The organism is Cupriavidus respiraculi (assembly GCF_914271545.1).
In the GTDB taxonomy this organism is placed as follows: domain Bacteria; phylum Pseudomonadota; class Gammaproteobacteria; order Burkholderiales; family Burkholderiaceae; genus Cupriavidus; species Cupriavidus respiraculi.
Window position 1 is genome coordinate 60,049 of record NZ_CAJZAH010000002.1, and the last position, 26,110, is coordinate 86,158.

21 protein-coding genes and 2 pseudogenes are annotated in these 26,110 nt (G+C 66.2%); 18 read left to right on the top strand and 5 right to left on the bottom strand.

The window, feature by feature from the left end; genetic code table 11:
- The first annotated feature begins 70 nt into the window (after positions 1 to 70).
- The 11 genes from LDO27_RS07850 to LDO27_RS07900 all read left to right on the top strand — a co-directional run bounded on the left by LDO27_RS07850 (position 71) and on the right by LDO27_RS07900 (position 11,745).
- The gene (locus tag LDO27_RS07850; RefSeq protein ID WP_224040970.1) at positions 71 to 682 is read left to right on the top strand and encodes a TetR/AcrR family transcriptional regulator; all 612 of its coding nucleotides are present in this window, start codon (positions 71 to 73) and stop codon (positions 680 to 682) included.
- A 53-nt stretch (positions 683 to 735) separates the two neighbouring features.
- On the top strand, positions 736 to 1,332 hold the full coding sequence (locus LDO27_RS07855) for an alpha-ketoglutarate-dependent dioxygenase AlkB (protein WP_224040972.1): 597 nt from the start codon (positions 736 to 738) through the stop codon (positions 1,330 to 1,332).
- Between the two features lie 280 nt (positions 1,333 to 1,612).
- Positions 1,613 to 3,088 carry an amidase gene (locus tag LDO27_RS07860; protein WP_224040974.1) on the top strand — a complete coding sequence of 492 codons (1,476 nt, stop codon included), beginning with the start codon at positions 1,613 to 1,615 and terminating at the stop codon, positions 3,086 to 3,088.
- Positions 3,089 to 3,141: 53 nt separating this feature from the next.
- Positions 3,142 to 4,767: an ABC transporter substrate-binding protein gene (locus LDO27_RS07865; RefSeq protein WP_224040976.1), complete on the top strand. Its 1,626-nt coding sequence runs from the start codon at positions 3,142 to 3,144 to the stop codon at positions 4,765 to 4,767.
- A gap of 15 nt (positions 4,768 to 4,782) precedes the next feature.
- Positions 4,783 to 5,724, top strand: a complete 942-nt coding sequence (locus LDO27_RS07870; RefSeq protein WP_224040978.1) for an ABC transporter permease — start codon at positions 4,783 to 4,785, stop codon at positions 5,722 to 5,724.
- A gap of 28 nt (positions 5,725 to 5,752) precedes the next feature.
- Positions 5,753 to 6,619: an ABC transporter permease gene (locus tag LDO27_RS07875; protein WP_224040980.1), complete on the top strand. Its 867-nt coding sequence runs from the start codon at positions 5,753 to 5,755 to the stop codon at positions 6,617 to 6,619.
- 2 nt (positions 6,620 to 6,621) lie between these two features.
- On the top strand, positions 6,622 to 8,334 hold the full coding sequence (locus LDO27_RS07880) for an ABC transporter ATP-binding protein (protein WP_224040982.1): 1,713 nt from the start codon (positions 6,622 to 6,624) through the stop codon (positions 8,332 to 8,334).
- Entirely contained in the window at positions 8,331 to 9,278 is a 948-nt protein-coding gene (locus LDO27_RS07885; RefSeq protein WP_224040984.1) for a 2-hydroxyacid dehydrogenase, read from the top strand. Before LDO27_RS07880 ends, LDO27_RS07885 begins: the two co-directional genes overlap by 4 nt.
- 28 nt (positions 9,279 to 9,306) lie before the next feature.
- Positions 9,307 to 10,293, top strand: a complete 987-nt coding sequence (locus LDO27_RS07890) for an alpha/beta hydrolase fold domain-containing protein (protein WP_224040986.1) — start codon at positions 9,307 to 9,309, stop codon at positions 10,291 to 10,293.
- Between the two features lie 10 nt (positions 10,294 to 10,303).
- Positions 10,304 to 10,972 (top strand): FMN-binding negative transcriptional regulator, encoded by a 669-nt coding sequence (locus tag LDO27_RS07895; protein ID WP_224040988.1) that lies wholly within the window; start codon positions 10,304 to 10,306, stop codon positions 10,970 to 10,972.
- Positions 10,969 to 11,745 carry a class II aldolase/adducin family protein gene (locus LDO27_RS07900; protein ID WP_222200960.1) on the top strand — a complete coding sequence of 259 codons (777 nt, stop codon included), beginning with the start codon at positions 10,969 to 10,971 and terminating at the stop codon, positions 11,743 to 11,745. The genes LDO27_RS07895 and LDO27_RS07900 overlap by 4 nt, the downstream gene beginning before the upstream one ends.
- 21 nt (positions 11,746 to 11,766) lie before the next feature.
- Here LDO27_RS07900 and LDO27_RS07905 read toward each other — a convergent pair whose 3' ends face one another.
- The 3 genes from LDO27_RS07905 to LDO27_RS07915 all read right to left on the bottom strand — a co-directional run bounded on the left by LDO27_RS07905 (position 11,767) and on the right by LDO27_RS07915 (position 14,826).
- The gene (locus tag LDO27_RS07905; protein ID WP_222200961.1) at positions 11,767 to 12,543 is read right to left on the bottom strand and encodes an IclR family transcriptional regulator; all 777 of its coding nucleotides are present in this window, start codon (positions 12,541 to 12,543) and stop codon (positions 11,767 to 11,769) included.
- A gap of 122 nt (positions 12,544 to 12,665) precedes the next feature.
- Positions 12,666 to 14,078, bottom strand: a complete 1,413-nt coding sequence (locus LDO27_RS07910; protein ID WP_224040991.1) for an MFS transporter — start codon at positions 14,076 to 14,078, stop codon at positions 12,666 to 12,668.
- A gap of 1 nt (position 14,079) precedes the next feature.
- Positions 14,080 to 14,826 carry a glucose 1-dehydrogenase gene (locus LDO27_RS07915; protein WP_224042474.1) on the bottom strand — a complete coding sequence of 249 codons (747 nt, stop codon included), beginning with the start codon at positions 14,824 to 14,826 and terminating at the stop codon, positions 14,080 to 14,082.
- A 134-nt stretch (positions 14,827 to 14,960) separates the two neighbouring features.
- On the opposite strand from LDO27_RS07915, the gene LDO27_RS07920 reads away from it, so the two are divergent.
- The 5 genes and pseudogenes from LDO27_RS07920 (at position 14,961) to LDO27_RS07935 (ending at position 18,546) form a co-directional block, all read left to right on the top strand.
- Positions 14,961 to 15,821: a LysR family transcriptional regulator gene (locus LDO27_RS07920; RefSeq protein WP_224040993.1), complete on the top strand. Its 861-nt coding sequence runs from the start codon at positions 14,961 to 14,963 to the stop codon at positions 15,819 to 15,821.
- 128 nt (positions 15,822 to 15,949) lie between these two features.
- Positions 15,950 to 16,921, top strand: a complete 972-nt coding sequence (locus LDO27_RS07925; RefSeq protein ID WP_224040995.1) for a hypothetical protein — start codon at positions 15,950 to 15,952, stop codon at positions 16,919 to 16,921.
- Positions 16,922 to 17,155: 234 nt separating this feature from the next.
- A complete protein-coding gene (locus LDO27_RS25670) occupies positions 17,156 to 17,332 on the top strand; it encodes an RNA 2'-phosphotransferase (RefSeq protein WP_224042476.1) in 177 nt (58 codons plus the stop codon).
- A 94-nt stretch (positions 17,333 to 17,426) separates the two neighbouring features.
- Positions 17,427 to 17,606 (top strand): annotated as a pseudogene (locus tag LDO27_RS25675) (hypothetical protein); the annotation flags it as partial.
- 559 nt (positions 17,607 to 18,165) lie between these two features.
- Entirely contained in the window at positions 18,166 to 18,546 is a 381-nt protein-coding gene (locus LDO27_RS07935; protein WP_224040997.1) for an immunity 8 family protein, read from the top strand.
- Between the two features lie 138 nt (positions 18,547 to 18,684).
- Here the strand turns inward: LDO27_RS07935 and LDO27_RS07940 are convergent.
- Both LDO27_RS07940 and LDO27_RS07945 read right to left on the bottom strand, forming a co-directional pair.
- Positions 18,685 to 20,150 (bottom strand): annotated as a pseudogene (locus tag LDO27_RS07940) (ISNCY family transposase).
- Between the two features lie 246 nt (positions 20,151 to 20,396).
- Positions 20,397 to 21,782 (bottom strand): ISNCY family transposase, encoded by a 1,386-nt coding sequence (locus tag LDO27_RS07945; protein WP_224040999.1) that lies wholly within the window; start codon positions 21,780 to 21,782, stop codon positions 20,397 to 20,399.
- A gap of 643 nt (positions 21,783 to 22,425) precedes the next feature.
- Here LDO27_RS07945 and aspT point away from each other — a divergent pair.
- Positions 22,426 to 24,129, top strand: coding sequence for an aspartate-alanine antiporter (gene aspT / locus LDO27_RS07950; RefSeq protein WP_224041001.1), 1,704 nt, complete (start codon positions 22,426 to 22,428; stop codon positions 24,127 to 24,129).
- A gap of 255 nt (positions 24,130 to 24,384) precedes the next feature.
- Complete coding sequence (locus LDO27_RS07955; RefSeq protein WP_224041003.1) at positions 24,385 to 26,007, top strand: bifunctional aspartate transaminase/aspartate 4-decarboxylase; 1,623 nt, start codon at positions 24,385 to 24,387, stop codon at positions 26,005 to 26,007.
- Positions 26,008 to 26,110 lie beyond the last annotated feature (103 nt).

Sequence of the window (26,110 nt, forward strand, 5' to 3'; positions counted from 1 at the left end):
TCCGGTGTCGGTGCTAAGATGAAGATACCGATTCGAAAAGAATCCTACTACATAGTAGCGAGATTTACTAATGAGTATTTTCGGCAGGCTGAGCTTCAAGGACCAGGCCTTCCAGCTCCGCGAGGACGCGATCCTCGACGCCGCCACGCGTACGCTGGCGACCAAGGGCTTCGACCTGATGACGATGGACGACGTGGCCGGCGAGGTGGGCATTTCCAAGCCCAGCCTGTACAAGCACTTCAAGTCCAAGGACGACCTGGTGGGTGCCGCGATGATCCGGCTGATCGACGGGGCGCTGTCCTATGTGGAGGCGCTGCCGGAGGGCATGGGCGCGCTGGAGCGGCTGCGCTCCTTGCTGGAATGGGCGCTGCGGGTACGGCTCGGCGGCGGGCTGCCGTTCCTGCCCTCGACCAGCGCGCACGTGCGAGACATGCTGATGCGCAACCTGCGCTATGTCACGCGCGTGCTCAAGCTGAACCGCATCCTGGAGGGGCTGGTGGCGCAGGCGAAGAAGGCCGGCGAGCTCGACGCGAGCCTTCCCGACGAAGTGATTCTCTTCAGCTACTACTCGCGTACGTGCGATCCGGCGGTCGAGTACCTGCGCATCTACGCCAAGCTCGACGACGACGCGATCGTCGAACACATGCTGGCGGTCTGCTTCCGCGGCATCGGCGGGAAATAGAAAGGCCGCCAGACACACGGAACGCCACCGGAGACGCCACGGCGAAGAACGCGATGGACCAATCCAGCCTGTTCGGCGACGGCCCGGTCGAAGCCTCGATCGCGGGCCTGATCTATCAGCCGGAATTCCTCTCGCCCGACGAGGAAGCGGCTCTGATCGACATCGTTCGCTCGCTGCCGCTGCAGGCCGCGCGGTACAAGGGCTATCTCGCGCTGCGCCGCGTGGTGAGCTTCGGCGGCAGCTACGACTTCGACACCAACGAACTGCTGCCTGCGCAGCCGCTGGATGCGCGGCTGTTTCCGCTACGCGAGCGCGTGGCGCAATGGGCCGGTATCGAGGCGGGGCGGCTGGTCCACGCGCTGGTGGCCGAGTACGCGCCCGGCACGCCGCTGGGCTGGCACCGCGACGTGCCGGACTTCGAGCGCATCGTCGGCGTTTCGCTGGGCGGGGCCGCGCGGCTGCGCTTCCGGCCCTATCCCTACAGCCCGTCGATGCGGCGCCAGGTCGTGGCGCTCGACGCGCAACCCAGATCGATCTACCGGATGGAAGGCGACGCGCGCTGGCAGTGGCAGCACAGCGTCGAGCCGACCCGCGAACTGCGCTGGTCCATCACGTTCCGCGAACGGCGGGAGCCGGGACGCGGACGCTGAACGGCTCACTCCCAGCCCTCCCCGTGTCGTAGTCACCGCCACGCAGGCCGGCCGCCGACGCCCATGCCTCGCGATCGTGCAAGGCGCGCGGCGCGGTGTCCCACATTCGCGCATTCGCGCACCAAAAGGCTCCCGCCACGCCGTTGCCCGCTTCGTTACGAGGGCAAACCCCAATGTTTCTGCTGGCACAGTGTGTGCAAGATGATTGCTAACCAATACGGGATGATTGCATTGCAATACCTCGATCACGGAACGGCAGCACCTCAACCACTGGGCACGCATGAACCTCGACGACTACTCCGGCCTCGACGGCCTCGCCATGGCCGCGTTGCTGGCGCACGGCGAAACCACCTCCAGCGAGCTGATGACCTGCGCGATTGCGCAGGCCGAAGCGTGGAATCCGCCGCTGAACGCGATCACCTATCCGCGCCACGAGGAATCGCTGGCCCTGGCCGCCGACTGGCAGCCGCGCGGCTCCTTCCGGGGTATTCCGTTCCTGCTGAAGGACTCGGGATTCGCCCACCGGCGCTTCCCGTCGAGCATCGGCTCGCGGCTGTTCGATGACACGACGTACCCTTTCGACGCCACGGTGGCCGGCCGCTTCGAAGGCGCGGGGCTGATCCCGTTCGCCCGCTCGACCGTTTCCGAGCTCTGCATGGGCCCGTCGACGGAGGCGCTGCGCAACGGCGGCCCGACGCGCAATCCCTGGGATCTCGGCCGCTCTGTCGGCGGCTCCAGCGGCGGGGCGGCGGCAGCCGTGGCCGCGCGCATCGTCCCCGTGGCGCACGGCAGCGACGGCGGCGGCTCCATCCGCATTCCGGCCGCCTGCTGCGGCATCTATGGCCTGAAGCCGTCGCGCGGCCGCGTGCCGATGGGGCCGGCGCGCGGGGAAGGGTGGGGCGGCATGGCATCCGACGGCGTGCTCAGCGTGACCGTGCGCGATACCGCCGCGGCAATGGACGCCATCAGCGGCTACGAGGCCGGCGCGCCCTACGCCGCGCCGCCGCAGTCGGCGCCCTATCTGGACGTGGTGAATCGCGCCGGCGACCTCGGGCCGCTGCGCATCGGCATCCTGCGCGAGGGCTGGAACGGCATCGGCATCGCGCCCGAGTGCGATGCCGCGGTAACGCACGCCGCCGAACTGCTGGCATCGCTGGGCCACGTGCTATCCGACGCGCGCCTGCCGGAGCTGGACTATGCCGGTTTCGTCGTCGCGCACGGGAACATACTTGCGACCAACGTCGCGCTGGCCGTCGACACGCGCCTGCGCGCCGAGAACCGCCTGCTGCGCGACGACGACATCGAACCGGTGCTGGCCGACGCGTATACGGTCGGCAAGAGCCTGGACGCCGCCAGCTATGTCGATTCGATCCAGCGCCTGCACGCGATCGGCCGCGCGTTCGCCGCCGCGATGCGCGACTACGACATCCTGCTCACTCCCACGCTGACGCAGTTGCCCGCCGAGCTCGGCTATCTCGCGCTGGACGTGGGCCTGCCGTTCCGCCAGTTCCGCGAGCGCGTGTCGCGCTACGCGACCTTTCTGGCCGTGATCAACGCGGCCGGGCTGCCCGCCGCCAGCCTGCCCCTCGCGTGGACCGACGCCGGCCTGCCGGTGGCCACGCAGCTGATCGGCCATTTCGGCCGCGAGGACACGGTGCTGGCGCTCTCGGCCCAGCTCGAGTCGCTGGCGCCGTGGGCGCACCGCAAGCCGGCGCTGCCGGCGCTGCCGGCGCGCGAGGCGCGGCCCTTGCTTTGATGTCGTCATCGCTTTCCCCGATTGCCCTCAACGCTGTCTCAAGGAATTCCGGCATGAACACGACCATCCCCGCCCTCCAGAGCCTCGCGTCCTTCGCCGCCGTTCGCGCGCTCGCGCGCACCGCCGCGGCCGCATGCGTCGCCGCCTCGGCCATCGTCACGGCGCCGGCCGCCCACGCGCAGCAGCCGAACACGGCCCGCATCGTTCTGCATGCGCCGCTGCGCGTGCTGGACCCGGTGCTGACCAACGCCTATATCACGCGCAACCACGGCTATCTCGTCTACGACACGCTGTTCGCGATGGACGCGGGGGGCAAGCCCCAGCCGCAGATGGTGGAAAGCTGGAAGGTGTCGCCGGACCAGCTGGCCTATACGCTGACGCTGCGCAGCGGCCTGCGTTTCCATGACGGCACGCCGGTCACGGCCGACGACGTCATCGCCTCGCTCAGGCGCTGGGGCGAGCGCGATCCGATGGGGCAGCGGCTGATGGCCTCCCTCGACAAGATGAGCGCACCCGACGCCGCCACCGTGCAGATCCAGCTGAAGCGGCCGTTTGGGCTGATGCTCGAGGCGCTGGCCAAGCCGGGCTCGCCGGTGCCGTTCATCATGCCGAAACGGATCGCGGCCACGCCGGCTTCGCAGGCGATCACCGAGGTGGTGGGCTCGGGGCCGTACAAGTTCGTCGCCGCGGACTTCAGGCCCGGGGTCAAGGCCACCTACGTGAAATACGCGGAATACGCGCCGCGCAAGGAGCCGGCGTCGGGATTCGCCGGCGGCAAGGTCGCGCTGGTGGACCGCATCGAGCTGGTCAACATCTCCGACGCGCAGACGGCCGTCAACGCGCTGCGCAGTGGCGAAGTCGACTTCGTCGAGGACGTGCCGCCGGACCTGATGCCGCAGCTCGACGGCGTGAAAACCGTGGCGCTGAAGCCCTACGGCAAGAACAGCAATGCCTTCACGCTGCGGATGAACTGGCACCAGCCGCCGTTCAACAACGTCAAGGTGCGCCGCGCCGCGCTGGCCGCGCTGTACGAGACCGACTACCTCGACGCCCAGATCGGCGACCCCAAGGTCTACCAGATCTGCGGCGCGGTGCTGACCTGTGTCTCGCCCTATGCCTCCGAAGAGGGCGCCACGCAGACGAAGAAGCCCGACCTCGCGCGCGCCAAGGCGCTGCTCAAGGAAAGCGGCTACGACGGCAGCAAGGTGGTGGTGCTGCATCCGACCGACCTGCCGATCCTGTCGAGCTTCGCCTCGGTCACGGCGCAGGCGCTCAAGGAGATCGGCATGAACGTGGAGATCCAGTCGATGGACTGGGCCACGCTGCTGGCACGCCGTACCAAGAAGGAGCCGGCGGCGCAGGGCGGCTGGGGCATCTTCCACTCCAGCTTCAGCAGCCTGGACCTGATGAGCCCGGTCATCAATCCCAACCTGGACGGGCGCGGCGAGGCCGGCTACGTGGGCTGGTCGCGCAACGACGACATGGAGAAGCTGCGCGACGAGTTCGCGCAGGAGAGCGATGCCGGCAAGCGCAAGCAGCTCGCCACGTCGATCCAGAAGCTGAGCTACGACCAGGTCTTCTTCGTGCCGCTGGGCGGCTATTCCAAGTACAAGGGCTACAGCAAGCGGATGGCCGGCATGGTGGACGCGCCGCTGCCGCTGTTCTGGTCCGCGAAGTAACGGCGGGAGACGGCCATGCTGGAAATCGTCATCAAGCGGCTGGTGGCCGCGATCCCGGTCATGCTGATCGTGGCCACCGTGGTGTTCCTGCTGCTGCGGCTCGCGCCAGGCGACCCCGCGCAGGTGATCGCCGGCGACATGGCGAGCGAGGAGGCCATCGCGGCAATCCGCACCGAGATGGGACTGGACCAGTCGGTCGCCACGCAGTACGTGCGCTGGATATTCGCGCTGGCGCAGGGCGACCTCGGGCATTCGGTGCTGTCCGGGCAGCCCGTCACGACGCTGATCGCCGCGCGGCTCGGTCCCACGTTCTCGCTGGCCGGCGGCGCCATCCTGCTGACCGTGGGACTGGCGATTCCGCTGGGCGTGCTCGCGGCCTGGCGCCACCGCCGCGCGGTGGACCGGGGGATCATGGCCGGCGCCGTGCTGGCCTTCTCGGTGCCGGCCTTCGTGGTGGGCTACCTGCTGATCCTCGTGTTCTCGGTCGAGCTGAACTGGCTGCCGGTGCAGGGCTACGTGCCGCCCGACGAGGGCGTGGGCGACTGGATCGCGCATCTCGTGCTGCCCACCGTCACGTTGGCCACCATCTTCGTGGCGCTGATCACGCGCATCACGCGCGCCAGCCTGCTCGATGTGCTGGGCGAGGATTTCGTGCGCACCGCGCGTGCCAAGGGCGCCACCGAGCGCGTGGTGCTGTTCCGGCATGCGTTGCGCAACGCCGCCATCCCGATCGTCACGGTAGTGGGCGTGGCGCTGACCACGCTGATCAGCGGCGTGGTGGTCACCGAGACCATCTTCAACATCTCGGGGGTGGGCCGGCTCATCGTCGACTCGGTGCTCGCGCGCGACTACCCGGTGGTGCAGGGAACGATCCTGTTCTTCTCGTTCCTCTACGTGTTCATCAACCTGCTGATCGACATGGCCTACGTCGTGCTCGATCCGCGCATCCGCTACTGATGCCGATGCCTGGCTACGGAGTCGCACCATGAATCTCACCGCAACCTTCGGCACCGCGCGCGGCGCCACGCGCACCGTGTTCAGGGACCGCGCGATGCTGCTGGCGCTGGCACTGCTGCTATTGCTCGTGCTGGCTTCGGTTTGCGCGCCGTACCTCGTGCAGCACGATCCCGCCGCGCTGTCGCCGCGCGCCCGCCTCAAGCCCGCGTCGGAGCTGTACTGGCTCGGCACCGACTCGCTCGGCCGCGACCTGCTGGCGCGCGTGCTCTACGGCGGGCGCCTGTCCATCACGCTGGCCGCGCTGGTCAGCGCGCTGTCGGTCGCCGCGGGCCTGGTGATCGGGCTGGCGGCCGGCTTCGTGCGCAGGCTCGACGCGCCCGTCATGCGGCTGATGGACGGGATCATGGCGATTCCCGGCCTGCTGCTGGCCGTGGCGATGGTCGCGCTCGGCGGCGCCAACCTCGTCACGATGGTGCTGGCGATCTCGATCCCGGAGATCCCGCGCATCGCGCGGCTGGTGCGAAGCGTGGTGCTGTCCGTGCGCGAGGAGCCTTACGTCGAGGCGTCGGTCGGCGCGGGCACGCCGCCATTGACGGTGCTGTGGCGCCACATCATGCCGAGCACGATCAATCCGCTGGTGGTGCAGGCCACCTTCGTCTGCGCGGCGGCGATCCTGACCGAGGCCGTGCTCGGCTTCCTGGGCCTTGGCTTTCCGCCCGAGATTCCCAGCCTGGGCACCATCATCGCCGAGGGCCGCCCGTACTTCCAGCGCGCGCCGTGGATCGTGCTCTATCCGGGCATCTTTCTCGCGCTGCTGATCCTGTCCGTGAACATGTTTGGCGACGCGCTGCGCGATCGCCTCGATGTGCGCCTGTCGCGCACCAGGAAGGGCTGACCATGGAACGCCTCGTGCCACATCCCGCCGCCGTCCAGGCCCCCGTGCTGGAAATCCGCAACCTCACCGTGAAACTGCCCGACGGCGGCGACCGCCGCCACGCGGTGGAGGACGTCTCGCTGGCCGTGCGTCCGCGCGAAACGGTCTGCATCGTCGGCGAATCGGGCTCCGGCAAGTCCGTCACGTCCAGCGCCGTGATGGGACTGCTGCCGCCGCGCGTGCTCACCGTCGAATGCGGTCAGATCCTGCTGGGCGGGCGCGACATCACCCGGGCCAGCCTGGCCGAGCTGCAGGCCCTGCGCGGCAACCGCATGGCGATGATCTTCCAGGAGCCGATGACGGCGCTGAACCCGCTGATGCGCATCGGCGACCAGATCGCCGAGGTCTTCGCCTTTCACGCGGCCGGCATCGACCGCGCCGAGACGCAGCGGCGCGTGCTCGCGCTGCTGACGGACGTGCGCCTGCCGCACCCGGAGACGATCCGCCACGCCTATCCGCACCAGCTCTCCGGTGGTCAGCGCCAGCGCGTGATGATCGCCATGGCGCTGGCGATGGAGCCAGCGCTGATCATTGCCGACGAGCCGACCACCGCGCTCGACGTCACCTCGCAGGCGCAGGTGCTGCGGCTGCTCAAGGAGCTCTCCGGCCGCCATGACAACGGCGTGCTGTTCATCTCGCACGATTTCGACGTGGTCGCCGAGATCGCCGACCGCGTCGTGGTGATGCAGGCCGGCCGCATCGTGGAGCAGGGCAGCGCCGCCGCCGTGCTGGAGGACCCGCAGCATCCGTACACGCGCAAGCTGCTGGCCGCGCGCCCGCGCGGGGACTTCCGCGCGCCGCCGCTGCCGCCCGCACCGGCGCCCGCGCTGGCGGTGCGCGACCTCACGATGCGCTTCGAGACCGGTTCGATGTTCCGCTCCCGCCGGCGCTGCGTGGTGGCGCTCGACAACGTGTCGCTGTCCGTGGCGCGCGGGGAGACGCTGGGCATCGTGGGCGAATCCGGCTCCGGCAAGACCACGCTGGGCCGTTGCCTCGCGCGCTTTGCCACGCCCACCTCGGGCGAAATCGAACTCGCGGGCCAATCGCTGTCGTCGATGGACCGTGCGGCGTCGCGTGCCTGGCGCAAGCGGGTGCAGATGGTGTTCCAGGACCCGTTCCGCTCGTTCAACCCGCGCCTGACCATCGGCCGCACGCTGGCCGAAGGCCCGATGAACTTCGGCGCCAGCCTGCCGCAGGTCCAGGCGCGCATGCGCGAGATGATGGCGCTGGTCAGCATGGACCCCGCCGCGCTGGAGCGCTATCCGCACGAGTTCTCGGGCGGGCAGCGCCAGCGACTGTCGATCGCCCGCGCGCTGATGATGGACCCCGAGATCCTGATCGCCGACGAGGCCGTGTCGGCGCTCGACGTCTCGGTGCAGGCGCAGATCCTGGACCTGCTCGAGTCGATCCGCGAGCGGCTGGGCTTGTCCATCGTCTTCATCACGCACGACCTGCGCGTGGCGGCGCGGCTGTGCCACCGCATCGTCGTGATGCAGCGCGGCCGGATCGTCGAGACCAACAGCGCGCGCGAGGTGTTTCTGCGCCCGGCGAGCGACTACACGCGCGAGCTGATCGCGGCCATCCCGGGGCAGGCGGTGGGCGAGGGCGCCGGTGCCGGCGATGCCGGCCACACTGCCACGCCGGCGGGCGCGATCGCGGAGGCCCGTTTCGCATGAGCCGCCAATCCCCAGGTGCACCGCATATCGCCTTCCTGAGCCGCAGCGCATCGCTCGCGTACTTCCGGCCGCTGATGGCCGAGGCGATGCCGCACGCCGAGATATCGGTCTGGCCAGAGCCCCGCTGCCTGGAAGCCGAAATCGCCGTCTGCTGGAACCCGCCGCCCGACGTCTATGCGCGCATGCCGCGGCTGCGCCTGATCCACAGCATCGCGGCCGGCGTGGACAATCTGCTGGAGGGCCGGCGCGATCCCGGCGTGCCGGTCTGCCGCGTCGTCGATCCCGGCCTGGCGCGGGGCATGATCGAGTACGTGCGCTGGTCGGTGCTGTATTTCCACCGGCATTTCGACCGCATGGCCGCGCAGCAGCGCGAACGCGCGTGGCAGCGGCTGCCGCTCGCCGCCGCTTCCGCCTGCCGTGTCGGCGTGATGGGGCTGGGCGAACTCGGCGGCGTCGTCGCGCGCGCGCTGCGCGACGACGGCTACGACGTGGGCGGCTGGTCGCGCTCGGCGCGGCAGATCGACGGCATCCGGACGTGGCACGGGGAGGGCGGACTCGCGCCGTTTCTCGCCCGCACCGACGTGCTGGTCTGCCTGCTGCCGCTGACCGACGCCACGCGCGGCATTCTCGGCGCCCGCACGCTGGCCGGGCTGCCGGAGGGCGCGGCGCTGGTGCACTGCGGCCGGGGCGAACATCTCGTTTCCGCGGACCTGATCGCCGCGCTCTCGGGCGGGCGCCTGCGCGGCGCCGTGCTCGACGTGTTCCCGACCGAGCCGCTGCCGGCGGACGATCCGCTGTGGACCTGCCCGGGCGTGGTCGTCACCCCCCACATGGCCTCGATGGCCGCCTCGGCGGAAGTCGTGCGCCAGGTGGCCGGCAACATCCAACGCCTGCGCGATGGCCTGCCACTGCGCAACACCGTCGATCTCGCGCGCGGCTATTGAGCCGGCGCCAAATCTCCCTGGAGCCTGCATGCATCCCGAAGATCCGGCCTTCACCTTGCCCACCGGCGCCCCGGCCCCGGTGGATCCCCAGATCCGCGAATTCCTCAGCCGCATGGCGGCGGACGCCGCCAAATATCCCCGCCGCGACACCGTGTCGATCGCCGAGGGCCGGCGCATCGCCGAAGCGGTGCGCGCCCCGTGGGCGCAGGGCGGTCCCGCGATGGCAAGCACAGACGAACGCTACGTGCCCACGCGCCACGGCCCGGTGCGCGTGCGCATCCATACGCCAGCAAAGCGCGTGATGCCGGGCGCCTTCGTCTACATCCACGGTGGCGGCTTCGTGCTGTTCAGCATCGACACGCATGACCGCGTGATGCGCGAATACGCCGAACGCGCCGGCATCGTCGTGATCGGTATCGACTACACGCGTGCCCCGGAGGCCAAGTTTCCGCAGCCGCTGCAGGAGTGCGTCGACGTGGTGCGCTGGGTGCATGCGCAGGCCGCGGAGCTCGGCATCGACCCGCGGCAACTGTTCGTCGGCGGCGACTCCGCCGGCGGCAATCTGTCGATCGGCACCTGCATGACGCTGCGAGACGAAGGCGAGCCGGACCTGCTGCGCGGCGCCGTGCTCAACTACGGCGCGTACAGCAACAACCTGTTCCGCAACTCGGTGGTGCGCTATGGCGCCGGCGACTACGGCCTGTCGCTGCACATGATGATCTGGTTCCGCGGCCTGCATATCGGGCGCGGGCAGGACTTCTACGACAGGCGCTACAACATCCTGGGCGACACGCTGGAAGGGCTGCCCCCCATGTTCCTGGTGATCACCGAGTGCGATCCGCTGTACGACGACAACCTCGAGCTGGAACGCCGGCTGCGCGCGGTCGGCGCCGACGTCGAGGCCAAGGTCTATCCGGGCACCGTGCACAGCTTTCTGGAGGCGGTGTCCATCGCCGACGTGGCCGGCGAGGCGTTCGACGACACCGCGCGCTGGCTCCAGCGCAAGGCCGGGTAAGGGGCAGGCCATGTACACGCCGCCCGCCTACGCGGAAACCGATCCCGCCGCGCTGCACGCCTTCATGCGCGCGCACAGCTTCGCCTCGCTGGTGACGTGCCGCGGCGCACGCTGCAACGTCACCCATCTGCCGTTCCTGCTCGATACGTCGGGCGAGCCAACGCTCTGCACCCATCTCGCGCGCGCCAATCCGCAGCTCGAAGACCTGCGCGCGGGGAGCGAGGCGCTCGTCGTGTTCCAGGGTCCGCATGCCTTCATCTCGCCGAGCTGGTACGAGAACCAGCGTACATTTCCGACGTGGAACTACACGGCCGTCCACGCGCGCGGCATGCCGTCGGTCTTCGACGATGCCGGCGAGGTGCTGGCGCTGCTGGAACGCACGGTCGGGCAGTTCGATACGCCGCTGGGCGGGGCCTGGACGCTGCCCGGCATGCCGGCGGACATCACGCGCGCCCGCATGGGCGCCATTGCCGGCGTGCGCATTCCCATCGCCTCGCTCGAAGGGAAGATGAAGCTGAACCAGGACAAGTCGGTGGCCGACCGCGTGGGCGTGATCGCCGCGCTGGAGCGGGGCGGCGATCCGCAAGGGCTTGCCGTGGCCGCGCTGATCCGCGCGCAGGCCGACGTGCGGGCCGCCGCCCAGGAAGCCGAACACGAACCGGATAGGAGCACGACATGAATCCCGATACGCTGCTGGCGGCCGCCACGCAGGCCCCGGCCACCGCCGATCCCAACCCGGAGCCGCAGACGGAGGCGACGGTGCGCCGCGATCTCGCGCTGCTGTACCGGCTGATCGCGCATTTCCGCATGACGGACATAATCGACACGCATATCAGCGCGCGCGTGCCGGGGCGCGACGATCATTTCCTGATCAACCGCTATGGGGTGCTGTTCCATGAGATGCGGCCGGACACGCTCGTGAAGATCGACACCGACGGCCGGCCGGTCGACGAGGGCGACGAGGACGCGCTGCGCGTCAACGCGGCGGGCTTCACGATCCATTCGGCCGTGCACATGGCCCGCCACGATCTGGCCTGCGTCATTCACACCCATACGGCGGACGGCATCGCGGTATCGGCGCAGCGCCAGGGCCTGCTGCCGATCTCGCAGCACGCGCTGCGCTTCCACGACCGGCTCGGATACCACGACTATGAAGGCATCGCGCTCGAACTGGCCGAACGGGAAAGGCTCGTGGCGGACCTGGGCCCGCACAAGGCGATGATCCTGCGCAACCACGGCCTGCTGGCGGCGGGCACCACCATCCAGGAGGCGTTCGTCAACATCTACTATCTCGAGCGCGCGTGCCAGGCGCAGACGCGCGCCATGTCGGGCGGCGCGGAGCTGGTGTTTCCGTCGCCGGAAGTGCGCGAGCGCACCGCGCGCCAGTACGAGCGGCCCACGGCCGCCGCGTACTGCCAGCGCGTGTGGAACGCGGCGATACGGCTGCTGTAGCGCTGCGCGGCGGGCGACGAGTCAGGACAGGCCGGGCTTGCCGCTGAGCGCCTTGGTGCCGCTCATCAGCAGCGGGGCGAAGCGCCGGGCGAATTCGTCGATGGTCCAGTCGGCCAGCGATCCCGAGATGTCGATCGCCGCGATGGGGCGGTTCTCGTGGTCGACGATCGCGGCCGCGAGATTGATCTCGCCCAGCATGCTTTCCTCGGCCGCCACCGCATAGCCGTCCTCGCGGCACTGCCGCACCAGCGCGCGGATGCGGTCCGGGTCGGTAACGGTCTTCTGGGTCAGCGGCTTCGAGTGCGAGCGGGCGATGATGTCGTCCACCTGCTCGTCGGTCATCTGCGCCATCACCGCGCGTCCGCTGGCGGTATGGATCGTCGCCAGCCGCCGGCCGATCAGCGTCGTGGTGTAGGTCTGGCGCTTGGTCTGGCGGCGCAGCGCGAAGATGATCGTCAGGTCGTCGAACAGGCTCAACTCCACGCGCTCGCCGGATTCCTGCTGCAGGTCCACGATCAGCGGGGTGGCGCGCTCCAGCAGCGGCACGCTGCGCATATAGTCGAAGGTGCGCTCCAGGATCTTCTTGCCGGGCAGGTATGCCTTGCCGTTGGCACCGCGTTCCAGGTAGCCCAGCGACACCAGGGTATGGGCCATCCGCTGGACCGCGCTGCGATCCATCTCGCAGATGGCGGCCAGCTCGTTCAGCGTCAGCGGCCCGGGGCGGTCCGCGAACGCCTCCATCAGGCTCAGGCCCTTGGCCAGCGACTGGACAAAGAGGGTGTTGGTCCGCTCGGTCATGCGTGGGTACCGACAGCGTCGGTATTGGATATCGAAGGTTCGGTATCTTATATCAATACCCGAAGACGTTACCGAGGCGGACGCTTCCGCGATGGCAAGTCGCGCCGACCGATTCGGCGCTTTCACTTTTCAATAGGGCTCCAGCTCAGTCCGGCCGCCAGCGCCAGTGCCGCGCCGATAGCCGATGAGGCCACGGCGAATGCCAGCCACACATCCCGCGCGGCTGCGCCGTCGGGCGCGATGGCGATGAATAGCCCGCCTATCAAGGCGACGGATACCGCGGCGCTGATCTGCAACGTGGCGTTGACCAGCCCGGAGGCCAGCCCCGCCCAGCGCGCGTCGACCTGGTCCACGTTCAATCGCACCAGCGCGGGCAGCGCGATGCCTTGTCCCAACCCAATCAGGAACAGCGGCGGCGGCAGCCACGCGGAAGCGCCCGACACGGCCAGCACCGCTGCGGCGGCCAGACCGGACGCTTCCAGGATCATGCCGAACGCGGCGGTTCGTGTGCCCAGATACCGCGCGACAGGCGGCCCGCATAGCGGCCCCAGGAAGAAGCCGATGCCTAGCGGCAGGACCGCCAGGCCAGCGCTCAGGGCGTCGTGCCCCAGGCCCGCCTGTTCGTACACCGCGAACACAAGGAAGAACGCCGCCAGTGCATAGAACAGGAATGTCGCCGCCAGGCTGCGCCGCAGTCCGGGGCTGCGCAGCAGCGAGGGCAGGACCAAGGGCGTCTGGCCGGCAAGCTCCCGTCTTGTTTCATAGCGCCAGAAGGCATACAGCAGCGGCAAACTCAGGGCAAGCAAGGCGATGCACCACCACGGCCAGTGGTGCTCCCGTCCTTCGATCAGCGGTACCACCAGGGCAAGCAAGCCTGACGCCAGCAGCAGCGCCCCGGGGACGTCCAGGCGAGCCGCACGTTCGGTGGCGTTTTCACGAAGCAGGGCCAATGCGGCCGGGACGGCGGCCATGATGACGGGAAGGTTGATCAGGAACACGGCGCGCCAGCCAAGTCCCCAAGGATTGGCCGATATCAGCAGACCCCCAAGCAATTGGCCGCCCACGGAGGCCAGGCCGATGGCCGCGCCATAGAGGCTGAGCGCGCGACCCTTCTCGCTGGGCGGGAAGAGGGCGTGTATGGACGCCAGGGTCTGTGGTGCCATGATGGCCGCCGATATGCCTTGCAGCAGCCGCCCCACGACAAGCACGCCGGGTGACGGCGCCAGGCCGCAGAGCGCGGAGGCGAGGCCAAAGCCCAGCATGCCGCCCACGAACACCCGCTTGCGTCCATAGAGATCGCCAAGGCGGCCGCCCAGGATCAGAGTCACGGCATAGGCCGCGGCATAGACCGAGATCACCAGTTGCGAGACGTCCGACGAGGCTTGCAGGTCGGCGCGGATGGAGGGCAGCGCCACGTTGACGATGAAGAAGTCCAGGGGCGGCAGAAAGGTGCCCGTCAACAGGACAGCCAGGGCCAGCCAGCGGCGCGGATCAGGAACCGCGGGCTCCAGTGGTTGTATCAGCATGGCCGGCATGTCAGCGCATGCCGCCCGACGCCAGGACGATTTCGCCCGTTACCCACGCCGCGTCATCGGACGCCAGGAACGCGACGATGGGCGCGATGTCCTGCACCTGCCCGATGCGGCCCAGCGGTGTCTGGCTCTCGTTCCAGGCCTGGAAGTCCGAGCCGATGGCGCCGGTGGCATGGGTGCCTTCGGTCTCGATCAGGCCGGGGTTGACAGCGTTGACGCGGATGCCGCGCGTCCCGAGTTCGCGCGACAGTACGCCGGTGATGGTGTCGATTGCACCTTTCGAGCCGCTGTAGATGGCGCTTTCGGCCGGCGGCACGCGGGTGACGACCGAACCGATGTTGATGATGCTGGCGCCGTTGCCCAGATGCGGTGCGGCGGCGCCGCTGACCAGCAAGGGGCCCAGCACATTCAGATCGAACTGCTTGCGGTAGAGCTCTTCGGTCGTATCTTCGATCTTGGCGAACTGGTAGACGCCAGCGTTGTTCACCACGATATCCAGGCGGCCGAAGGTGCCGATGGCCGCCTTGATCAGCGCGTCGACCTCCGCCTTCCTGGTAACGTCCGCGCCCACTGCCACGGCGCTTCCGCCGGCGGCTTCGATGTCGGCGACCACCTGGTCCGCGCCGCTCCTGCTCGAGGCGTAATTGACGACGACTTTGGCGCCGTCGGCCGCGAGTCGGCGAGCGATGCCCGCGCCGATGCCTTTCGAGGCGCCGGTAACGAGGGCGACCTTGTTCTGCAACTTGCTCATGTCGTGAAACTCCGGATCCCGCCGGCCCCGAATGGGCCGGTTCAGTGGTAGGCGCCATGGTGCTGCGTACACGATTGTTTGCGAACTGCCGTTCATGTACATTTGCCGTGCATTTTTGAAAGGGCATCCACGACATGGAATGGAGCGACGTCCGTATCTTTCTGGCGGTAGTGCGGGGCGGGTCTTTCGGCGCGGCAGCCCGCACGCTGGGGGTCAGCCATCCCACGGTCGGGCGCCGGGTGAAGGCGCTGGAAGACGAAGCAGGGCAGCCGCTATTCCGCAGGACCAGCGATGGGCTGGTGCTGACGGATGTCGGCGACACCGTGCTGGCGCTGGCGGAGTCCATGGAGAACTCCGCGCTCGCCATGGAAAGGCGCCTGGCCGGCAATCACGAACGGCTCGAGGGCATCTTGCGGATATCCGCGGCGGAATGGTTTGCAGGCTATGTCCTGGCGCCTGTACTGGCCGAATTGACGCGCCGCCATCCGGCCGTGGTGCCAGAGATAATCGCGAGCTATCGCCTGCTGAATCTCTCGCGCCGCGATGCCGACGTAGCGTTTCGCATCGTGCCTTTCACCGAACCGGATATCGTTCAACGGCGCCTGATGACGATGCCATATGGTCTCTATGGCTCGGCCGACACCGCGCGCGCCATGCGCAACGATGCGGGGTCGGTGGGCCTGATCCTGATGAATACGGCGCAATCCCATTTTCCCGACGTTGCGTGGCTGCTCGACAAGTTTCCCCTGTCACGTCGCGTCTTCACCAGCACGAGCCGCACCGTTCAGGCGCAGATGTGCCTGCGCGGCCTGGGCATTGCCGTGCTGCCTCGGCCCCTGGGCGATGCCGTGCCTGGATTGCAGCGCATCGAAACGCCCGACCAGCCTCCCACGAGGGATATATGGGTGGGCTACCACCACGACCTGCGGCATATGGATCGCTTGCGGGCGATGCTGGATATCGCGGATACGATGCTGACGGGTTCCGCGTCCTAGTCCGCCTGTTACTGCGAGGGCGCCAACCCTCGTCGGCCAGATCGATACCCTGCGCGATGTTCTCGGCTTGGTCGCCATCGGATATGTGCAGCTGCAGCGGGGCATGGCCGATCAAAGATATTGCAGGCGTGGCCGACTTCGGCCGATGTATCGTTCTCGCGACGATTCGAAACGTCGCATATCGCTCCGCCGGGCAATTGCTTGGTGCGAATGCCACGGCTGCGGTCTTGGCAGCGCAGAATGAGGCCCTGAACAACTCGATCTCCGACAAGGTTACAAAGTGGGTTAAGGAGACCTATCAGGATCCTCTCGGCGATTTGGCCCGTTGGGGAAAACAGTTCCTCGGCATGCTACCGGGGCAGACGCCGCTGGCTGAAGCGTATCCTCTGGTTGAGGCAACGAAAGGTGGCAATCCGCCTGCTACGGGCGGGGCGGTCGTAACGCCTCCGACAATGTCCTGTAGTCCGAATGGGCAGTGTGTGGTGGCGCCTCCGATTGCTTCACCGGGAACGCCTGGCAATGCGATCCTATCAAGTGACAACAGCAACAATGAATCGAACAGTGGTTCGATGGGATCTAGTGGGGACGCTGGAAACAAGATCGGTATCGACGAGTCTCGGGCACAGCATATCTTTCGCAATTCGGAGGGGCACATTAGGGATACGCCGGCGAATCGAAAAATTCTTGAAACTGTTGCAAATGATCCGTCGGCTATATTGGGCACTGATGAATATGGAACTACTTGGGCGGCAAGGTTGAACCCAGATGGAACGCAGACATGGGTGGCTCCGAGATGGCAAAGTGAGTTATGGGGGAATCAACGAGACGCCAAAGCCTTTCAATCCACAAACCGGGTTAGCTTCCTACAAGGCCAGGTAAATGAAATGAATGAGACGTTGACAGTAAATGAAGCCTATCGGGCGATGTTTATCTTCTTGGAGCAGTATTACGAGAGGGACGGTGGCCGAAGTGACGACATCGCAGCAATGTTGAGCGGGATGGCGCCAACGATTTGGGCTGACTGCAGTACAAACGATCCCGCTCAATTGGGGGATTGGCTAAAGGCTGTCCACGCGGCCAAAAATGAAGCCTCGACATAGATTTGCAGAACGCGGCTTTGGCCGGTTCGTTCGATGGTTTGACAAAGCAGCAGTTCGTAATAGTGGTCTGTCCTTACCGAGTCGGACAGATATTCCGACTGGAAGGAAGTAATGAAATCAGGTCGTTGGAGCGAAGTGCTGTGCCCATATGATTGGTTGCCACGTTACGGCGAAAACGCTGTATCGCTTTTCAATTGGGCGGCTCGATCTGGTCGATCGGCATCTCGCCGAATGATGCCGGATGTTGAGGGGCTTTTGCGGCAGATGAATGCTCGCGGGAAACGAATCGACCGTGCGACACTCGAGCGCATCGTAGCGACGTGCGAGAAAAGACGGTTCATACTCAGCGACGACGGGATATTGATCCGTGCAAACCAAGGACATTCAGTGCAGGTGAATCTTGGTCTCTAAGCCCTAAGGCCGCCTGCCCGTCTTTTTCACGGCACGACAGTCAGGTTCTCACAATTTATTTGGGCCCAAGGCTTGACGCCACAAAGCAGACAGGCAATACGTTCACCTATCTTCGGACATAGGTACAGCACTCGCTGTCGGGCACCGGCATGGCGCCCCTACTGTGTTGAAAGTCGACTCCGGGAAGATGTATGAGGCAGGTTGTGAATTCTCCAAGCACAAAACGGCGCTTGGCATACCACAACTGTACCGACTCGGTTCATTCAGCCGATGAAATTGGCCACTTGACGTTTCCGTGCTGCCGCTTTGGCGTGGCAATTAATGGTGGGCAGCAGGCGGACGGCGCTGAGGGCTCGATTCATTTCGAATAGCTTAAGTGGTAAAACACCATAGCAGCACGACTCCCGTACGCGTGCTCCGCCCCAATCCCGTCTATGGCCCGCCCGAGCTATGGTTCGCGCAGATGCCAATCGATTCGCGCTTGCCACTCCTTCGGAATGCGACGCACGCCGCGAGCGGCCACGCTGCCGCGACCTCGGCTCCGCGCGCTGCATGGCTTCACCTCGGGACTGACGAACGCGTTGACGACGTGGCATGGAACAGGAAATCCGAATTTCTCCACTGGTTTCGGTACTGCCGCTGACGCTGACCGACTTGGGACGACTTGGGTGGGAGACGGCTCAACTAGTACCAGCGATGGACTCGGTTGGATCAGTGCTGACGGCACAGGCCTCCAACGGCGAAGTCTTCGCCGTTCGCCTCCACGGGAGTTCAGGCGAATTTTGAAGCGTATAACGCTAATCCTATAACAGGCCAACGCACTAAAATAAGCAATGGCATTTGAACGTAACGAAATAGGAGCCCCCGTGTTTGCCGTTGTGAAGGGAATAACCTGCGATCAGTCTGATTTGGCGTCCTATTCTCCGCCTGATCCGACGTGCTTTACGTTGACACTACGGGTCCACATCGGGCTCGCCGACACCGCTGGTGCAGACGATTTCGAATGTCACGTTTGCACCCCAACGTGGCTGATACAGACCGTATCGGGGCCGACGTGGGTGCGTCACCTCATGATTGTTCCCGAGTACGACTTAGGGAAGATTGAGGGCGCCATACATGGTTATGTTGCATCGTGCGCGGGCGAAAACTGGCCGAACATTGCGTCGAAGCTGGCCAGGGTTTTTGCTTGGGAGTTTGAGGATTATGCCCCTTAAGCCACCTCGAAGCGCTAGTCTGAGCGCGTAGGGCGCTTCCGCACACACGCGACGGCATGCCTCGCTCGTCAACGTCGCCACATCGTTGTTCTGGCCAATTTCAAATGTCCGCCTGCTGGCTAGTTCAGAATGTCCGCTTCAGTGCAGCGTTGGTGTTCTGGTTTTTCGTCTTTTCCCGGGCTTCCGTGGGACAGTCGTGCTGGCCGTAGGCGATGCGGCATCAACGGGGTGGGGTGGTGGGGCCAACTCCTTGATCACGCGCCGCAGATCCTCTTCGTTGAGTTGGCGCTGTGATTTGGTGCCCGGTAAGGGTCTCCCCGGCCTATGCTTCGGCGGTTGGCCAAGCAGCGTGCGCGACGGTGTCGTTTCGATGCGGCGGTTGTCGCGCATCTCCTGCACGCGCTGCGCGATGCGAAGCGCATGACCGAGGCGTTTGTTTTCCACGATCGCGCCCTGATCGACGTCGGATAGCCGGCCGTAGAGGACGTAGGGCAGGGAAGCGCCATCAGCCCACAGCTGGATCCGGCCGTCCGGATATTCGGCGACCTCGATGTACTTGTCGATCAGCATGCGCCGGTCTCGATCGTCCGCAATGAGATAGAGCAGGCGGTCGTACTGCAGCGTTAGGTTCTGCGACACCTTGCGCCATTCGCGCCAGGTAAAGATCCGCGTCAGATCCTCATCGCCACGCACCGGCCGGTGCGCATCAAAGTCGCTGCGCGGCACCTTGGCAAAGCGCGCGTTAAAGTCGGCGATGAAGGCCGGCGCATAGGCATTGGCGGCCGCCGGCGAGTCGATCCCGCGCAGCCGCAGTTCCTTGACCAGCCGGTCCTGCAGCGTGCCATTCATTCGCTCCACGCGCCCCTTGGCCTGACTCGAATTGGCGCACAGGATGTCGATGTTCAACTCGAACAGCGCCCGCCCAAACTGCGTGTAACCGCGTCCATCCGGCCCATCCTTGGCATTGACCCGGAACACGCTCGCCTTGTCGCTGTAGAAGGCCACCGGCTTGCCGTGCCGCTCCAGATAGGCCCGCGTGGCCGCAAAGTACGAGAACGTCGATTCGGTCGGCACAAACAGCAGTTGCATCAGCTGCCCGGTCGCATCGTCGACGTAGACCAGCAGCGTGCAGGCCGGCCCCGGTCCTCGAACCAGCGGTGGTCGCTGCCATCGATCTGGATCAGCTCGCCCAGGCAGGCGCGCCGGTGCCGCGGCTGGTGGACCTTGGCCGGGCGCAGCTTCCTCGGGACCCAAAAGCCGGCGTCGATCATGATCCGGCGCACGCAGGCCTTGGATAGCTCGACGCCATGGCGCTCCCGTAGCTTCTCGCAAGCGAGCGTGGGACCAAAGTCGGCATAGGCGTCCCGAATCAGCCCGCGGACGCGGGCTTCCAGGCCTGGAGGCAACTGTCGGTTCCCGGCGCGCCCGCGCTTGCGCGAGATCAGCCCGCTAGCGCCGTGCTCCTGCCAACGCAACACCAGCCGTCGTATCTGTCGAGCCGTGATGCCCAGCCGCTCAGCAGCTCGCCATTGAGCCAAGTGACCATCTGCGACAGCCTGAATGACCTTCATCCGATCGAGTTCGCGCATGCTCATCGTCACCATCTGAGGCTCGTCCACGGCTGGCTCCCGGGCGGCCGGGCGAGAAGTTGAACGTGAGCGTCATTGGGCTACGACAGGACATTTCTAATCATCCAGAAGAGGACATTTCTATTAGTCCTCAACAAACTTTGTCTAGGCGGTTTTCAAAGGTCTGCGCCCTGGCTACATTCAAATGTCAGTCCGATCGTGCTTTTTTTGTCGTTGGGCGTGATACGTAAGGCAGTCCAACTGGCCGGTCTCGGTGCCGTCTCAACAGGGTGGGGCGGTTGAGTTCGCGATGGCTCTTTCCAGGTCCAGCCGATTGATCTGCCGCTTGCGCTTGGCGCCCGGGGTTGGCTTCATGGCCATCGCCGCGCCACCGCTGAGCGTGCGTGCCGGGCCCGCCGTTTGTCGGTCCTCGCGCAACGCCTGCACCCGCGCCGCGATCTCCAGCACGTGCCCCAGCCGCTTGTGCTCCACGATGTCCGCCTGCCGGATCGTCTCGCGCGGATCGAACACGCTGTAGGGCAGGGCAGCGCCATCGGCCCATAACTCGATCCGCCCATCCGGGTATTCGGCCACCTCGATGGTCCGGCGGATCAGCTTGCGGTGTGCCACGCAGTCCTGCAGCAGGTACACGACCTTGTCGTACTGCAAGGTCAGGTTCTGCGACACCTTGCGCCATTCGCGCCAGGTAAAAATCCGGCGCAGATCCTCGTCCGCACGCACCGGCCGGTGCGCATCGAAGTCGCTGCGCGGCACCTTGGCAAAGCGGGCGTTAAAGTCGGCGATAAAGGCCGGCGCATAGGCATTGGCGGCCGCCGGCGAGTCGATCCCGCGCAGCCGCAGTTCCTTGACCAGCCGGTCCTGCAGCGTGCCATTCATTCGCTCCACGCGCCCCTTGGCCTGACTCGAATTGGCGCACAGGATGTCGATGTTCAACTCGAACAGCGCCCGCCCAAACTGCGTGTAACCGCGCCCATCCGGCCCATCCTTGGCATTGACCCGGAACACGCCCGCCTTGTCGCTGTAGAAGGCCACCGGCTTGCCGTGCCGCTCCAGATAGGCCCGCGTGGCCGCAAAGTACGAGAACGTCGATTCGGTCGGCACAAACAGCAGTTGCATCAGCTGCCCGGTCGCATCGTCGACGTACACCAGCAGCGTGCTGGCCGGCCCTCGGTCCTCGAACCAGCGGTGGTCGCTGCCATCGATCTGGATCAGCTCGCCCAGGCAGGCGCGCCGGTGCCGCGGCTGGTGGACTTTGGGTGGGCGCAGCTTGCGTGGCACCCAGAAGCCGGCGTCGATCATGATCCGGCGGACACAGGCAGGCGAAATCTCGACACCATGACGCTCGCGCAGCTTCTCGCAAGCCAGCGTCGGGCCGAAGTCCGCATAGCTGTCGCGTATCAGCCCACGCACGCGCGACTCCAGACCCGGCGGCAACTGCCGATGGCCAGGCTGACCCCATTTGCGGGAGACCAGGCCTTGCGGGCCGTCCCGTCGATATCGCAGCACCAGTCGCTCGACGTGGCGCCTGGAGACGCCAAGCTTCTCCGCGGCACGCCAGACCATCAAGCCGTCGTCTACAACGGCCTGAATGACCTTGCACCGGTCCAGCTCACGCATGCTCATGGTGATGGTGTCGGCTCGTCCCATGATCGCGCTCCTGGCTTGGCGGCAAGGCGGCCAGCTTGGCATCATTCGGGTAGAGCACTACGACATTTGAATTGATCTCAAGTACGACATTAGAAAAAACGGCCGACATCGCTGCTGCCGATAATGGTTGTTATGTTAAATGGTAAACAACATAGCAACACGCCTCCCATAACGCAGTGCTCCGCCCCAATCCCATCTATGCCCGCCCGAACCATGGCTCCGAATGAATGCATTCGGCGCCATGGCTAACGAACTCCGGCATGATCCGGCTCGCGCAGAGGCCAATCGCTTCGCGCTTGCCACTCCTTCGGAATGCGACGCATGCCGAGAGCGGCCACGCTACCACGGCTTCGGCTCCGCGCTGCATGCCTTCCCCTCGGGGCCGACGAACGCGTTGACGATGCGGCAACCACCCGGCAGGGACATCACCCCATGGCCCGTGAGGCGCGACGCCTTCCGCGCTTGTAAAGCGCATCTTCCGATATAACATGCGGCGTGGCGCTGAGGCGCGATGCAGCGACGGGCGCCATGCATGGCGCTGCCGGGCAACGGGCATGCGTGTCCCGGCGGCCTGGCGTCGCACGATCGGTATGCCGCCGAATGCTGGATCGATGATTGGATCGATTGCCCGGGAGATATACCCATGCAATGCTCGGTCGGGATTTTCGATGACGTGCCCATCACGGTATTGTTCCTGACCGCCGGGCTTGGCTACGCGATTGGAAAGCTCAAGGCTGGCCCGATTGCGCTCGGCGGGGTATGCGGGACACTGATCGTCGCATTGCTGGTGGGTCAGACGGGCTGCCAGCTCCATGGCGATCTCAAGGAAGTCGCCTTCGCCCTCTTCATCTTCGCCATGGGCTATTCGGGCGGGCCTCAATTCTTCGCGAACCTGAACCGCTCCAGCCTCCGCTTTCTCGTTCTGCCTTTGATCGAAGCGGTGACGGTCACGTCAATCGTGCTGGTGGCGACCCGCTTGCTGGCGCTGGACGCTGGCACGGCGGCTGGACTTGCCGCCGGCGCCGCGACGGAGTCGGCCGTGGTGGGCACCGCGGCGGAAGCGCTTCATCGCCTTGGAGCCGATGCCGGCGAGGTGGCGCGGATGGAGTCGAATATCGCCACGGCCTATACGCTGACCTATCTCGTCGGTCTGGTCAGCATCGTGTTTTTTACCAGCCAGGTGGCACCTGCCCTCCTCCGCATCAACCTGCAAGCGTCGTCGCAGGAGCTGGCGAGGCGGCTGCAGGCGGCATCGGAGAGCGATGTCGCCACGCAGCCTGCGCTGCCTCGCGTCGTGGGGCGCTGCTATCGCGCCGAAGCCGCTGCCGGCATGACCGTCCACGCGCTGGAACGCGCGCTTGGCGGCCGCACGCTGGTCTTCAGTCTCGTTCGTGGCGACCTGTCGATCGAACCGGTGCCGGACCTTGTCATCGAGGCTGGCGACCGGCTCGCCCTGCTCGGCGTGCGCGAACGGCTCGTCGCGGCGAGCCGGCTGGTGGGTATCGAGGTGCCGCCCCCACCGGCGCAGCTCGACGTGCTGGACCTGGACCACCGCGAAGTCGTCCTCAGCAAGCGGCAGCTGAACGGCCGGACGCTGAAGGAGCTCGGCGGAACCGCAAGGCGGCGGCAACTGCGTTTCGTCTGGATACAGCGGATTTCGCGAGCGGGATTGAGCCTGCCCATCACGCCGGCCACGCGCCTGCAGCACGGCGACAGGCTGATGCTCGTAGGCACCGACGTCGCGTTGAACGCAGCGGCGCGGGAAATCGGGACCGTCGTCCGGCAGACCGAGGCCACCGATCTCGTCTTTCTGTGCGTGGGCATACTGCTGGGGCTGCTGATCGGCATGCTGTCCGTTACCGTCGCCGGCATTCCGATATCGCTCGGGAGCGGCGGCGGCGCGCTGCTGAGCGGGCTGATCTTCGGCTGGATCGCGATGAAACGCCCCGGCCTGGCCGACATGCCGCCGGCGGCTGTCCAACTGCTCAAGGATCTGGGCCTTGCTGTCTTCGTTGCCTGTGTGGGGCTGTCGGCCGGCCCCGATGCCATCGCACTGGTGCGCGAGCACGGCGCGGTGCTGCCCCTGGTCGGCCTGGCCGTGTCGCTGGTGCCCGCCTGCCTGTCGCTGTGGATCGGCCACGCGGTGCTCAGGATCGAAGGGCCCCTGCTCGTGGGCGCCATCGCGGGGCAGCACGTCAGTACGCCCGCCATCAGCGCCATCGTTGCGGCGAGCCGCAGTTCGGTGCCCCTCCTGGGCTATACGGTGACGTATGCCATCGCCAACGTCATGCTGCCGGTGCTCGGGCCGATCATCGTGGTGCTGGCGCACCGGATAGGCCAAGGCTGACGCGCCCTTCCGCCAAAGCGCGCGACTCGCCATCCGGGGTCTCGATCGGAATCATGCAGATCACCTCAAAAAAATCTAACTTGCTCTGCTGCCGGCTCATGTCTTGAATCTCCGGTACGGCACATCGTTCGGCCGGAAAGTGCCGACTTGCCTGCCCCGCGCCACGGGGCCAGTGGCGATTGACTCGCGGCATCGGGCAAGGACCCACGTCCTGCATCGACATCCGTGCCCTGTGCGCACCGTTGGAGATCCGGCATGAGCGGCATCGACTTCCACAACTACGAAGCACTGAGCCCCTTCGAAATCAAGGACGAACTGATCCGGCTCGCAAGGGCCAGCTCCGAGAAGACGGCCGCGGCCTTTCTCAACGCCGGTCGCGGCAATCCGAACTGGATCGCCACCACGCCACGCGAGGCGTTCTTCCTGCTGGGCCAGTTCGCGCTGACCGAATCCACGCGGGTGATGTCCGAACCCGGCCTGGGCGGCATGCCGGAGAAGCACGGCATCGCGGACCGATATCGCACGTGGATGACCGCACACGCCGCGATGCCTGGCGCGGCAACGCTGCAGCGCATCCTCGCATATGCCGTCGACACCCTGGAGTTCGATGCCGACGCCTTCGTCCACGAACTGGTGGACTCGATCATCGGCGACAACTACCCGGTGCCCGACCGGATGCTGCCCCATGCGGAGGTGGTCGTGCGCCGCTACCTCGACTGGGCGATGTGTTCGGACCAGCCGCCTGCCGGCAAATTCGAGCTCTATGCCGTCGAGGGCGGCACCGCGGCAATGTGCTACATCTTCAAGTCCCTTCAGGCGAACCGCCTGCTGAGCAAGGGCGACACCATCGCCATCGCCACGCCGATCTTCACGCCCTATATCGAGATCGCGCAGCTGGAGGACTACCAGCTCGACGCCGTCTACATCAATACCGAGCAGGAGGACCAGTACCAGTTCACCGACGCCGACATCGCCCAGCTCGAGGACCCCAAAATCAAGGCATTCTTCCTCGTCAATCCTGGCAATCCGACATCGATGGCGCTGTCCCCGGAGTCCAATGCCAAGCTGGTGCAGCTGGTCAAGACCAAGCGCCCGGACCTGATCGTCCTGACCGACGACGTCTACGGCACGTTCGTGAAGGGCTTCCGCTCCCTGATGGCGGACCTGCCGCAGAACACCATCGGCGTGTATTCCTTCTCCAAGTACTTTGGCTGCACTGGCTGGCGCCTTGGCGTCATCGCCATCCACGAGAACAACATTCTCGACGACATGCTGGCCAGGCTGCCGGCGGACAAGCTGGCCGCGCTGGATCGGCGCTACGGCACATTGACGCTGGAGCCGCGCAAGCTGCGGATGATCGACCGCATCGTGGCTGACAGCCGGGACGTGGCGTTGAACCACACCGCCGGCTTGTCGCTGCCGCAGCAGGTCATGATGACGCTGTTCTCGCTGGTGGAGCTGCTGGACACGGCCAAGGATTACCAGGCCCGCTGCATGAACATCGTGATGCGGCGCGCCCGGGCGTGCCGGGAAGGGCTCGGCATCGAGGTCCAAAGCACCCCGCTGTTCGCCCGCTACTACGGCGAGATCGACTTCGAATTCTGGCTGCGCAAATACATCGGCGAGGATGTGGTCACCTGGATGAAGGCAAATATCCACCCGCTGGACATCGTATTCCGGCTGGCCGAGGACCACGGAATCGTGCTGCTCAATGGCAGCGGCTTCAAGGGACCGGACTGGAGTTGCCGCGTGTCCTTCGCCAACCTGAACGACGACGCGTACGAGAACATCGGCCGCGCGGTCCGGTCGGTCGCACGCAGCTATGTGCAGACGTTCCGTGCCAGCCAGGGCCTTTCGCCGCAGCCAAAGCCGGACTGAGCCGGAATCCGGCGGCATGTCCGCCAGCGGCCGATGAGCAAAAAGGGCCGCGCCCGCGGCTGAACAGCAGCGGCCGGGACACCGGCGACGCGAGGTCGACGCA